This is a genomic window from Streptomyces sp. NPDC059718 (genome assembly GCF_042733315.1).
Lineage (GTDB): Bacteria > Actinomycetota > Actinomycetes > Streptomycetales > Streptomycetaceae > Actinacidiphila.
Map to the genome: position 1 here is coordinate 60,054 of NZ_JBHWGA010000029.1, position 12,282 is coordinate 72,335.

Below are 12,282 nucleotides of genomic sequence, written 5' to 3' on the forward strand. Positions count from 1 at the left end.
CGGGGGGCCGCCTTCGCGCAACGGCGGTCAACTGCCGTTCGGGGCGGGGCGGCTGCGCAGGCGGAAGGTGCGGCGGTAGGTGTCGGGAGGCACGCCGACCGTACGGTGGAAGTGCCGGCGCAGTGTTGTGGCGGTCCCCATGCCGGTGGCCGCCGCGATGGAGTCGACGCCGTCGTCGGTGGTCTCCAGCAGCACCTGGGCGTGGCGGATCCGCTGGGTGAGCAGCCACTGCAGTGGCGTGGTACCGGTCACCGACCGGAAATGGCGTCCCAGGTTCCGTGAGCTCATCCGTGCCCGGCGGGCCAGGTCCTCCACGGTCAGCGGCTGGTCGAGCCGTTCGATCACCCAGGGGAACAGTTCGGCGAGGGGGTGGTTGTCCGGGGCGGGCGCCGGGGCCGCGACGAACTGGGCCTGTCCGCCGTCCCGGTGAGGCGGCACGACCAGGCGGCGGGCGACGGCGTTGGTGACCGACGAGCCGTGGTCCAGGCGGACGATGTGCAGGCACAGGTCCATGGCGGCGGCCTTGCCGGCGGAGGTGAGCACGCTGCCGTTGTCCACGTAGAGGACGTCCGGGTCCACCGTCACCTTCGGGTAGCGGGCGGCCAGGACCTCGGTGTGCGCCCAGTGCGTCGTCGCACGTCTCCCGTCGAGCAGGCCCGCGGCCGCCAGCGCGAACGCGCCGGTACACAGGGAGGCCACACGCGCGCCGGCCTCGTGGGCTGCGCGCACCGCGTCGACCAGTTCGGCGGGCGGGTCCTCGTCGACGTCTGCCCAGCCCGGGACGATCACGGTGTCGGCACCCGGGAGCCGGTCGAGGCCGTGATCCGGCTCCAGCGCGAACCGGCCGGCCCGCACGGCGCCCGGCCCGCAGACGACCAGGTCGTACCAAGGACCTGCCACGCCGTCCGGGGCGGAGCCGAAGACCTCGTAGGCGAGGGAGAGTTCGAAGTGCAGCATCCCGTCGGTAACGGCCAGCGCCACAGTGCCCATGTCCGGAATTGTACGGGGCATGGCGTTCCGGACACTCACGTTCCGGTGCCCGCCCTGGGCAGGATATCCCTCGGCCGATCGCAACGGATCATTCCAATACGGGGGAGGAACCCATGGGTTCAGGGCTCAAGGTGGCGGTGTTCGGCGCGTACGGACACACCGGGCGCTTCGTGGTGGCACATCTGCGGGATCGCGGGTTCGTCCCGGTCCTTTCCGGGCGCGACGCCGACAAGTTGAAGGAGCTCGTGACATCCGAACCCGGTCTGGACGCCCACCAGGCGTCGGTCGACGACCCGGCCTCCCTCGACCGCGCACTCGCCGGTACGGCTGCCGTGGTCAACTGCGCCGGGCCCTTCGCGACGACCGCCGCCCCCCTTGTCGAGGCGGCACTGCGCGCCGGGATCCCGTACGTGGACGTCGCCGCCGAAATCGAGGCCAATGCCGATACGTTCGCGGACTTCAACGACCGCGCCCGCGCGGCAGGGATGGTGATCGTCCCTGCCATGGCCTTCTACGGCGGCCTCGGCGACCTGCTGACCACCGCCGCCATGGGCGACTGGACGGCGGCGGACGAGGCACACGTCGCGTACGGGCTGAACAGCTGGCACCCCACCGCCGGCACGCGTGCCGCGGGCGCGGTCTCCCGGCAGCGGCGGGGCGGGCGACGCGTCCGCTTCACGAAGGGGCAGCTGGAGTACCGCGACGACGCCCCGCCGACCCTGACGTGGCCCTTCCCCGACCCGATGGGTCCCCGCACCGTCATCGGGGAGTTCACCATGGCTGACGTCGTCACCGTTCCCAGCCACCTGTCCATCCCCGAAGTGCGCACCTACATGACGACCGAGGCGGCCACGGACCTGGCATCCCCGGACTCACCGTCGCCGGCCCCCGTCGACGAGCGCGGGCGGTCCGCGCAGACCTTCCTCGTCGACGTCGTCGTGCGCTCCAAGGGCGACGAACGCCGCGCCACGGCGAAGGGCCAGGACATCTACGCCGTCACCGCGCCGCTGGTCGTGGAAGCGGTCGACCGCATCCTCTCGGGACGGACCACGACGGTCGGTGTCGCCTCCGCCGGAGCGATCTTCGACGCGCCCGACTTCCTCCGCGCGCTGTCCTCGTACCTGTCCGTGGACCTGGACGCGTAGCGGTCTGAACCGGTGGCTCCGTGCGCAGCGCCCCCGATCGGCGGGCGTGACGTTCACCCCTGAGCTCAACCCCGTGACCGGTTGACGGGCCGGGCCTCGATTGCCGACGTCCCACATCGGTCTCAGGACTCCGGCTACTGAACGGCGCCACCCGCTCAGGCAACCTGTCGTCCAGGGAGCACGTTCCCTCGGATGCTCTTCGACACCTCAGGGGCCCCTCCAGCAGACCGCCTGGCCCGTGGATCGTCCCGGCCGGTGCGGCCTCCTGGACGTGATGGCGGAGCCGACGCAACGGCCGTGCCGGCTCGCCGAAGACGGCGTGGTGGTCACATCCACAGCACGCCGTCGTCCTCGTGCTCACGGACGCGGTAGGCGATCATGCGGCGGAGGAGGTCCGTCGGCACCGGGCTCCCGTACGGGAGCTTGACAGTGCCCTTGCCGGTCCCGACGTCGGTGAGTTCGGCGTCGAAGGCTTCGCGGGTACTGGGGGTGAACGCGAAGTTCGCGTGCTTCGCGTGGCCGCTGATCACGAACAGGATCGTTCCCGAGGGGTGCACCCACGCGGGGTGGCCCCATTTGATCGCCTCGTTCGCCTCCGGCACGGTCTCACGCGCCAGCACATGAAGCTGCTCGAGCCGCTCGCGGGCCTGGCCGCCGAAGCCCTCGATGTACTCGTCGACCGTCCGGGGCTTGCTCATGGCATCAGTCCGGCAGGCGGTGCGCCCGGCCGGTCCCCACCACTGCGGGTGGACGGATCAAGGACACGTACGACTGAGGGGGCCCTCTTGCTGCGCCTCGGTGCCGGTGCGATCGGGGGCGGCCATCGCACCGCTGCTCCTCTCCGGCAGGGTCCTGGCCCTTTCGCGGGACGGTCGTCGCGGCCCTGGGTCGTGGCGCGACGCCCGGGCAGAGTTCGCGCGAAATCGGTGTCACAGGCGGGGAAGCGGTCTGGTCGTCCATGTAGACAATTCCCGGTTGGAGGAATGCATGAGCGCGAACCGCGCACTCCTGCCCCCGGGCACCGAGGGGAGCGCGGCCCTGCCGTATGGGCAGCGCCGGATCCCGGAGGACGCCGAGGCCAGGACCATCCGGGACACTCTGCGGCCCGGTCCGGCACCCCCGTACCGACCGTGGTCAGCGCGGAGGAACCGGCCGAACGACGGCACAAGCGGGCGCCCTATCGGCTCCGCGCACCTGCGAGACGTCCCCGGCCCTCTGCCGCGCACGACACCGTGTCCTCGCGCGAGGACACGGTGAACAACTGATCGCCGCCACGAAAGGCCTTCTGTGAACCGTCCCTCTCAGTACCGGAACGTCAGGACCCCCCTCTCCCCCATGGCCGCGGTGTCCGCGACCGCCGGTCTCCTCTCGGTGGCCGTGGATCCCGCGGAAGCCGCAAAAGGTGAGGAGGGCGACTCCACGCAGAACGGCAAGCCGACGGTCGTCCTCGTCCACGGTGCGTTCGCCGACTCCTCGAGTTGGAACGACGTGATCAAGCAGCTCAAGCGGCACGGCTACCCGGTGGTGGCCGCGGCCAATCCGCTGCGCGGGCTGACCGGTGACGCCGCCCACATCAGGAGCCTCTTGGCGAGCATCGCCGGTCCCGTGGTCCTCGTCGGCCATTCCTACGGCGGCGCCGTCATCACCAACGCCGCCCACGGCTCCGACCAGGTCAAGGCACTGGTGTACATCGCCGCCTTCATCCCGGACAGGGACGAGAGCGCCGACGACCTGGCGAAGAGGTTCCCTGGCAGCTCGCTCGCCGACGCGCTGCGCCCTGTCCCGTGCACCCTGCCCGACGGCTCGCCGGGCGTCGACCTCTACATCGACCAGGACAGGTTCCACCATCAGTTCGCCGCGGACGTCCACCCGTACACCACGAACCTCATGGCGGCCACCCAGCGCCCCGTGACCGTCGCGGCGCTGGAGGAGGCTTCCGGCGAGCCCGCGTGGAAGACGATCCCCTCCTGGAGCCTGGTGGCCGGGGAAGACCTCAACATCCCGCGTGAGGCCCAGATGTTCATGGCCAGGCGCGCCGAGTCCCACATGGTCGTGATCCACTCGTCCCACGCCCCGAGCGTGTCCCACCCGGGTGACGTCGCGGACATCATCGAGCGGGCGGCGCGCTCGGTCCGCTGAACGAGCGGCTCCACGGGCGGGGCCCTGACGTGACACCCCTCTCGTCGCCGCACGAGCCATCGCCATCGCCAACCGCACGTCCATCCTGGCCCGATCCGGCATCAACGAAGAGGAAGAACTCCCGTGCCGTACACGCCCAACGCAGGCCCCTGCGACAGTCTCACCCCGGACAACGCGATCGTCCTGCTGATCGACCACCAGATCGGCCTGATGCAGCTCATCGACGACATGCCCCCGGAGACGGCGAAGAACAACGTCGTCGGACTCGCCCGGGCAGCGAAGACCCTGGGCCTGCCCGTCATCCTCACCACCAGCCGCGACTGGGGTCCGAACGGGGCTCTGCTGCCCGAGCTGGCCTCGCTCTTCCCCGACGAGGAGGTCATCCGCCGACCCGGCGTGATCAATGCCTACCGGTGGCCTGCCTTCCGCGAGGCATTGGAGGCCACCGGCCGGAAGAAGGTCATCATCGCCGGGGTCACCGATGCCACCTGCCTGTCGTTCCCTTCTTTGGACATGGTCCTGGACGGCTACGAGGTGCATGCCGTCATCGACGCCTCCGGCGCCGAGGCGCCCGGCGAGATCGTCCGCGACGCGGTGGTGGCGAACCTCTCGCGGGCCGGAGTGCACATCAAGTCGTGGTTCGGCGTGATCGCCGAACTCATCGCCGACTGGCGCCGCGACGAGGCGAAGGGCTGGCCGCTCGCCACGGGTGCGGTCCACGACCATCTGCCCAGCTGGGGATACCTCCTGGACACCGACATGGCCTACGGGACGGGCCGGATGACGCCGCCGGAGTGGTTCGTGGCGGGCGCGTCCGAACCGACCGGCCGCACTCCGGCGGTCGGCACCGCGGAGCGTGGCGACTGACCGGGTCCGTCGGCCACGGGTCGCAGCGGCCGCCTTTGGCCGTCGCCTTACCGCTGCGCCGGCGCGCGGTTCGTCGATCTGCTCATGCGCGTCGCCTGTCGCGCGAGTGGCACGACGTAAGCACGCCGGATCACCTTGCAGGTGTGCGCACACTCCTCGCTCAGTAAAAAAACGAATGTTCGGATTGACGGGAGACCGCTTGTGCCACAGGATGGGCACCGCAAAACGGAATGGTTGTTCTCGGAAAGGGAGGAGGCGCCGTGGAAACCGTGCACACCTTGGGGTCGTCACTGACCGCATGCCGGGTCGCGCGGGATGGCGGGGCTCCCGCCTCACCTTTGCCAACCGGGCCCACCGCGCCTGAAACCGTGGCTTTCGTGCTCCAGGGCGGTGGCAGCCTCTGTGCGTCGCAGGTCGGCGCGCTGCGGGCGCTCACACAGGCGGGCATCACGCCCGATCTCATAGTCGGGTCCTCGGCCGGCGCGCTCAACGGCGCCGCTTTCGCGGCCGACCCGACCGCCGAGGGCGTCGACCGGCTGGAAACGCTGTGGCTGAACATCAAGCGGCGGCATGTGGCGCCGATTTCGCCATGGACCGTGATCCGGGCCGCGCTGGGTCACGGCGAGGCCGCGGTCTCGAGCACCGCGCTGCGGCGGGTACTGGGGTTCGGGGTCGGCGTCGACCGCCTCGAAGACGTCGCCGTGCCGGTGCACGTCGTGGCGACCGACATCGAGACCGGCGCTGCGGTGGTCCTCTCCCGGGGCGACGCCGTATCGGCCCTGCTGGCCTCAGCGGCCGTCCCGGGCCTGTACCCCCCTGTGCGCGTCGGGCAGCGTCGCCTCGTCGACGGCGCCGTATCGGCGGACACGCCCGTTCTCCAGGCAGAGGCACTGGGTGCGACGACCATCTACCTCCTGCCCGCCGCCGTTTCCGAACAGACCGGCCGCCAGGCACGGACGGCCCTGCTCGCCGCCTACCAGGCGGTGGGAAAGATGCTGGAGGAGCGGGAACGCCGGGACGTGGCGGCGGTGCGCGGGTCGGTTCTACGGCTGCCGGCCGCCACCACGCCCGTGGTCAGCCTCATCGACTTCCACGACACCCCGCGGCTGCTCCAGGCGGGCTACTCGCTCACCCGGGACTGGCTCGCCCGGCAGCCCGCGGCGATGGCCTGAGGACGTCCGATGGCCAACACGGCCCGCTTCATCCGGCAGTTGCTTCCCCGCGCCTCACGTCCACCGAACAGCCGCGCGCCGCGATGGTGGGCGGAACTGCTGCTGGTCGGGGTGCTCTACGCGGTCTACGAAACCACCCGCGGGCTGCAGCGGGGCTGGGACGCCAGCGCGGACGGCAACGGCCGGAACATCCAGCGCTGGGAGAACGCCGTACACATGGCTCCGGAGCAGTCCCTCAATCAGGTGCTGCACCAGCTGCCGGTCCTGGCCGTCGCCGCCGCGTACTTCTACGCCACGCTGCACTACGTCGTCACGCCTGCCGTCCTCATATGGCTCCACCGCAGGCACCCCGCGCACTACCGCGGCGCACGCACCTGGCTCGCCACGGTGACACTGGCCGCGCTCGTCGCGTACTGGCGTTTCCCGACCACGCCGCCCCGCCTGCTGAGCGACGCCGGCATCCACGACATCGTGGCCGACGTCGAGCATTGGGGGTGGTGGAGCGGCGAGACCAGCGCGCCGCAGGGGCTCGGCAGCCTCGTGAACGAGTACGCGGCCATGCCGTCGCTCCACGTCGGCTGGGCGGTGTGGTCGGGATGGCTCCTCTTCCGGCATTCCCGCCGGAAGACGCTTCGGGGCTGCGGCCTCGCCTACCCCGTACTGACCACTCTCGTGGTCGTCGCGACCGGTAATCACTATCTCGCCGACGCCGTCGCGGGCGCCCTCCTCATCGTGCTCTTCGGCTCGTTGACCGGTCTCGTGCACAACGTCCGCGTGCGCCCGCCCGGCACGAGCACCGGCTCCGCCGAACGTTCCGCCCAGAGCGGCGCACGCCGTGTCCGGCCGGACCACCCGGCTCCCCACTCGCAACTCCCCCCAAGGCAGTCCGACATGCCCCACTCCCCCCTACCGCCGTCTCCGGGCGACGGAGATCGCCCGAGCGTCGCGCGCACGACACCCGACAGCGGACACGGCACCGGGAAGGCCGGTGGCTGGCTGCGCGGTCGGCGCCCGGGTCGCACCGCCTCACACCTCACGTTGCACTTGGGGGAAGCCTTCCTCGTCGGCGACGACGCCGAGGGACCGACCGGGGGTCTGGTGCGGTTTCGGATATCGGACGCCGTCGAGGAGGGTCGGCCGCGACGCTCGTGGTGGCCCCGGACGGACGCGGGGCGCCACCTCGCCGGGTCCACGGGGGAGCTCCGGCTGGCCCGTAACCACGGCCATGACGGGACCACCGCCCCGCAGGCACTCATCGCCATGCTCACGCTCAACGGCATCACCGACGTCGTGCCCCTCGTACGGTTCGACATCGCGGACACGCTCCCGCACGTCGCCGACGCGGACTCGGGCCGTGCCGCAGCCGTCGGCGTCGGCGTCGGCGTCGGCGTCGACGTGCACTTCTTCGCGGGTCTGTGGGATCTGCCGATCCCGGCCCGCACGAAGTGCCGGGTGCACCTGGAGGGCTCGGCCCGGCTGCTGCCCGACTGGCCGGGGCGATGAGCGACGAGGACGGGACCGGGGCCGACGACCCGGCGACGGGGCCGGGCGACCGGGCGGGCCACGCACACCACCCGTGCGGCACGCTCACCGCGCTACCGCGCCTGCGGCGACGTGCCGCGCTGATCGTGGGCGCCATCGCGGTGCTGCTGGGCGCGGACGGGGACCTTGTCCTCACCCTTCACGACAGCGGGGTACCCGTCGCCGGTGACACCACGACGGTCCGGAGGACGTAGCCGTGTCCGTCCCGCCTGGTGCGGCACCTTCTTGGCAAAAAGAAAACGAATGTTCGGCTTGACGTTTTCCCGCGACAACCCCACACTGGAGCAGTAAATAAAATGATCATTCGTCTTTGTGGAGGCATGGCGTGAAAAAGCCATCGACGGGGCTGCAGTCATGGCACAGGACCGTCATCGCGACCGTGGCGTTGCCATTGGTGATCTCTCTGGCCGTGATGGCGTTCGCGTGGCCCGCATCGCGGATCGCGCCCCGCGATCTACCCGTAGGGGTCGTCGGCACCAGCGCGGCCAGCCAGAAGGCGGTCGAGGGACTGACGCACGGCAAGCCGGGCGGATTCGACTTCCACCTCTACGCGGACCAGGCATCGGCGCGCTCCGCGATCAAGCACCGGGAGATCTACGGCGCCTTCGTGATCACTCCCGGCCACGTCACGGTGCTGGAGGCCACCGCCGCGAGCATGCCCGTCGCCCAGCTGCTGACCACGTCCGGCCAGCACCTGGCGGATCAGGCGGCGAAGGCGGCGAAGGCGGCGGCGAAGGACCCGACTCCGCCGGGCGGCGCGTCCGTCCGGTCCACCGCCGCGAAGAAGGCCGCCGCGAAGAAGGCCGCCGCGAAGAAGATCACCAAGGTGAAGGTGAAGACGGTCGACATCGTCCCGATCTCCGCGAGCGACCCGCGCGGCGTCGTCTTCGTTTCGGCCCTTCTCCCGCTCACCGTGTGCAGCATCATCATCGCAGCGCTCATCGCGCTGACACCCGGTCGCGTCTCGGTACGCCGCAGGCTGGTCGACCTGGTCGCCGCGTGCGCCGTGACGGGACTCGCCGCCTACCTCATCGCCCAGGGCCTTCTCGGTGCCCTGCCGCACCAGCACGTGGCCACCTGGGCGGCCCTGTCCTTCACCCTGCTCGCCATCAGCACGACCAGCTTCGGCCTGGTCACCCTCATCGGTCCCCCCGGGCTCGGACTGAGCGTCGCACTCATGGTCTTCGTGGGGAACCCCTTCTCCGGCAGCACCTCCGCACCGGAACTGCTGCCCAAGGCCGTGGACGAAATCGGCCAGTGGCTCCCGCCGGGTGCCGGCGCGGGCCTTCTGCGCAGCACTGCCTACTTCGACGGGAACGCATCCGCGGGACACATCGTCGTCCTCGCCCTGTGGACCGCCCTGGGCCTGACCGCAGCCCTCCTCGGGGGCCGACGACGCTCCGCGGTCGCGAACGGCACCGTGGGGGACGACCGGCTCGACGCCGACGACACGAGTGCGGTCGCCCCGGACACGGCCGGAACCACGACGACCGTGACGCCCGCACCGGTGTTCCGCACGCACTCGCACGCCCGGCACGCCGCCCACGGATGAGGAAGGCGGCTCGTCGTCTCCTCCACGCGGGAGACGGCGACAGCCGGCCAACGCACCGAACGCAAGGAAAAGAACCATGTCGTCGAAGTCCGCGGAGCGCACCGAGGACCTGATGGACGCACAAACGGCGTTCCACGACGTCCGCAACATCACGTTCGGGATCGCCTACCGGATGCTCGGCAACATCGGCGACGCCGAAGACGTCGTCCAGGAAGCCTGGATCCGCTGGCAGACCTACGACCGCTCCAAGGTGCAGAACCCCGACGCCTTCCTCACCACGATGGTGACCAGGCTGACGATCAACGTGCTGCAATCCGCGAGAGTCCGCCGGGAGAACTACGTCGGCCACCGGCCACCGGAGTCGCTCGACCCCATGAGCGATCCCGCGCTGGGCACCGAGAAGGCGGAAGCGCTGAAGGTCGCGGTGCTGATGCTCATGGAGAGGCTCACGCCCGCGGAACGGGCGGCGTACGTGCTCCGGGAGGCGTTCGAGTACCCCTACGGGCAGATCGCAGAGGTCATCGGACAGTCCCAGGTCAACGTGCGCCAACTGGTGAGCCGCGCCCGCAAGCGACTGGCCGCGCAGAAACGGGCCAGCGTCTCAGCCGCCGACCACCAACGGTTCCTCGTCACCTTCCTGGTGGCGGCCCGGGCGGGGAACGTCGCCCCACTCGAAAGGCTGTTCGCGGAGGACGTCGCCTGCCCAGGCGGAGGAGCGGTGCGTACGGAGGGGCAACCACGCATGCGGGTCGGTCTTTTGACGAGGCATCACATATCCGCGTGACCGTACGAGGTGGGCAGTCTCCTGGCTCCGACGACCGGCCGGTCGTCGGAGCCGGGGGACTGCCCGCTCGCCGCCGGGGCGCGCCGGCACAGCCGGATGCGGGACGGGCGTGCGTGGCCCCGTCGGGCCACCGATGCCGGGCAGCAGATGACACCAGGCCATGGGCGAGGGGGATGTGCGGTGGCGCGTCCGGATCGTGATCCGGACGCGAAGCGGCCACGAGGCCTGCGGCGGGCCCGTGCGTCAGGACGTCGCCGGAGCCGGCCAGAGCGCGCGCAGGGCGCCTGGCACTCCGTCCAGCGCGGAGTCGTCCATCGCCAACTGGAGGATGTAGCCGGGAAGCATGCACATGAACGCAGCGGCCATCGCCTCGGGAGAGACCTCGCGCGGGAGGGTGCCGCTCTGCTGGTGCTCACGGATGACGTCGGCCAGTGCCGTGCGCATCTGGGCCATCAGATCGTCGAGTTGCCTGGCCAGCGAAGGGTTCCGCAGCGCCTCGGACCAGGCCAGCACGGAGAGCCCGGCGATGCTCTGCTCGGCGGTCTTGACCTTCACGACTTCCAGGACGTCGGCCATGAGGTCCCCGAAGGAACCGCCGGGCCGATTCCTCGCGACGCTCTGGACCATGGCGAGGACATCGCGCACGCTCTCCTCGACGATCGCCGTGATCATCTCGTTCTTGCTGGCGAAGTGCCGGTACACGGCGCCGGCCGACAGGCCGGACTCGGCGAACAGATCTTGCATGGACGTCGAATGGAACCCATCGCGCAGGAAGCAGCGGCGCGCCGCGTCCAGGATCTGCTGACGGCGGGCTTCCATGTACTCCGGCGTGACCTTGGGCATGGATCCATCCTCCGCACAAAAAACGAACCTTCGTATTAACTTATCACGCCGGGCTTGCCCCGGACCGGTTCCACGGAGGGCAGCCGCAGCAGTCCCGGGCTCCGCGCACGACAGGGAACGGCACCCATGTGTCACATTTCGCCTGCTTTAACTGTCAATCATGTGAGTTAACACTATTGGAGGTGGTTGGTCATGGATGTCTACGAGGCGGTCATGAGCCGAAGGGCCGTGCGCGCCTTCACCGAGCGGCAGGTCCCTAGCGAGGTGCTGGAGCGCGTGCTGGCTGCCGCCGCCTGGTCCCCCTCCGCGTCGAACCTGCAGCCGTGGCACGTCTACCTGGTGACCGGCGGGCCGCTGGCCGAGCTCAAGAAGCGCGCCGGCGAACGGGTGATCGCGGGCGACGCCTGGGACGAGCCGGAGTACGAGCAGTATCCGCCGGCACTGCAGTCCCCGTACCGCGAGCGCCGATCCGCCTTCGGGGAACAGCGATACAGCGCCCTCGGGATCGAGCGCCAGGACCTGGAGGCGCGCCAAAGGGCCGCCGCCGCCAATTGGGACTGCTTCGGCGCACCCGCCGCCCTGTTCTGCTACGTCGACCGCGACATGGGCAAGCCCCAGTGGTCCGACGTCGGCATGTACCTGCAGTCCGTCATGCTGCTGCTCCGCACCGAAGGACTGCACAGCTGCGCACAGATGGCATGGGCGAAGTACCACAAGACCGTCGCAGAGGTCCTCGCTCCCCCGGACGAGCTCGTCCTCTTCTGCGGCATGTCCATAGGGTTCGAGGACGTCACCGCACGTCGCCCCCGCCCGGCGCGGGCACCACTCACCGAGATGGTGGAGTTCGTCGGCGATTAGACCGCGGCGCGCTCCACGCGGCCTTCCGCCGGTCATGGCGAACTGCCGGCCGCGGGCGGTCCGTGTCACAACACGACGCGCTACCTGGTCTCTATGTGTGCAGGCTGGCCCAGGGCAGGGAGTCCGTGGGGCCTTCGGGCCGGTCTGCACCTGACGCACGCTCGTCGTCACCCCGCTCATGCGCTGCATGAGGCCTGGCCGTGACGCGACGTCTGTGCGGGTCTCCTCCCCGAAGTAGTCGTCCACGAACTGGCCAGCCCTTCCGACGAACCGCACGACGGCTCGACCCTCGCCCCCTGGCGAGGGGTGGCACCACGGGCCTGGCCCGCTGCAGTGGGGGCGGATCACTGCCGCGGAAACGCCGCGTCGGAACGTCGGACTAGGAGTCGG

Annotated in this window: 12 protein-coding genes; 9 read left to right on the plus strand and 3 right to left on the minus strand. The window is 70.4% G+C overall.

Features of this window, described 5'->3' with window-relative positions:
- Positions 1–27 precede the first annotated feature (27 nt).
- The gene (locus ACFV3E_RS29230) at positions 28–990 is read right to left on the minus strand and encodes a helix-turn-helix domain-containing protein (RefSeq protein WP_500537365.1); all 963 of its coding nucleotides are present in this window, start codon (positions 988–990) and stop codon (positions 28–30) included.
- Positions 991–1,103: 113 nt separating this feature from the next.
- Here ACFV3E_RS29230 and ACFV3E_RS29235 point away from each other — a divergent pair, with 113 nt between their 5' ends.
- Positions 1,104–2,135 carry a saccharopine dehydrogenase family protein gene (locus tag ACFV3E_RS29235; RefSeq protein ID WP_500537366.1) on the plus strand — a complete coding sequence of 344 codons (1,032 nt, stop codon included), beginning with the start codon at positions 1,104–1,106 and terminating at the stop codon, positions 2,133–2,135.
- A gap of 326 nt (positions 2,136–2,461) precedes the next feature.
- On the opposite strand, the gene ACFV3E_RS29240 is transcribed toward ACFV3E_RS29235, so the two are convergent.
- Positions 2,462–2,833, minus strand: a complete 372-nt coding sequence (locus ACFV3E_RS29240; RefSeq protein WP_500537367.1) for an iron chaperone — start codon at positions 2,831–2,833, stop codon at positions 2,462–2,464.
- Between the two features lie 637 nt (positions 2,834–3,470).
- Here ACFV3E_RS29240 and ACFV3E_RS29245 point away from each other — a divergent pair.
- The 7 genes from ACFV3E_RS29245 (at position 3,471) to ACFV3E_RS29275 (ending at position 10,191) form a co-directional block, all read left to right on the plus strand.
- Positions 3,471–4,274: an alpha/beta fold hydrolase gene (locus ACFV3E_RS29245; protein WP_500537368.1), complete on the plus strand. Its 804-nt coding sequence runs from the start codon at positions 3,471–3,473 to the stop codon at positions 4,272–4,274.
- A gap of 123 nt (positions 4,275–4,397) precedes the next feature.
- Positions 4,398–5,141 (plus strand): isochorismatase family protein, encoded by a 744-nt coding sequence (locus tag ACFV3E_RS29250; RefSeq protein WP_500537369.1) that lies wholly within the window; start codon positions 4,398–4,400, stop codon positions 5,139–5,141.
- A 260-nt stretch (positions 5,142–5,401) separates the two neighbouring features.
- The gene (locus ACFV3E_RS29255; RefSeq protein WP_500537370.1) at positions 5,402–6,313 is read left to right on the plus strand and encodes a patatin-like phospholipase family protein; all 912 of its coding nucleotides are present in this window, start codon (positions 5,402–5,404) and stop codon (positions 6,311–6,313) included.
- Between the two features lie 9 nt (positions 6,314–6,322).
- Complete coding sequence (locus ACFV3E_RS29260) at positions 6,323–7,816, plus strand: phosphatase PAP2 family protein (RefSeq protein WP_500537371.1); 1,494 nt, start codon at positions 6,323–6,325, stop codon at positions 7,814–7,816.
- Positions 7,813–8,049 carry a hypothetical protein gene (locus tag ACFV3E_RS29265; RefSeq protein ID WP_500537372.1) on the plus strand — a complete coding sequence of 79 codons (237 nt, stop codon included), beginning with the start codon at positions 7,813–7,815 and terminating at the stop codon, positions 8,047–8,049. Before ACFV3E_RS29260 ends, ACFV3E_RS29265 begins: the two co-directional genes overlap by 4 nt.
- Positions 8,050–8,180: 131 nt before the next feature.
- On the plus strand, positions 8,181–9,407 hold the full coding sequence (locus ACFV3E_RS29270) for an ABC transporter permease (RefSeq protein WP_500537373.1): 1,227 nt from the start codon (positions 8,181–8,183) through the stop codon (positions 9,405–9,407).
- A 76-nt stretch (positions 9,408–9,483) separates the two neighbouring features.
- The gene (locus ACFV3E_RS29275; RefSeq protein WP_500537374.1) at positions 9,484–10,191 is read left to right on the plus strand and encodes a sigma-70 family RNA polymerase sigma factor; all 708 of its coding nucleotides are present in this window, start codon (positions 9,484–9,486) and stop codon (positions 10,189–10,191) included.
- 243 nt (positions 10,192–10,434) lie between these two features.
- Here the strand turns inward: ACFV3E_RS29275 and ACFV3E_RS29280 are convergent, their stop codons facing one another.
- On the minus strand, positions 10,435–11,034 hold the full coding sequence (locus ACFV3E_RS29280; RefSeq protein ID WP_499509748.1) for a TetR/AcrR family transcriptional regulator: 600 nt from the start codon (positions 11,032–11,034) through the stop codon (positions 10,435–10,437).
- 192 nt (positions 11,035–11,226) lie between these two features.
- On the opposite strand from ACFV3E_RS29280, the gene ACFV3E_RS29285 reads away from it, so the two are divergent.
- Complete coding sequence (locus ACFV3E_RS29285) at positions 11,227–11,892, plus strand: nitroreductase (protein WP_500537375.1); 666 nt, start codon at positions 11,227–11,229, stop codon at positions 11,890–11,892.
- The last annotated feature ends 390 nt before the right edge of the window (positions 11,893–12,282 follow it).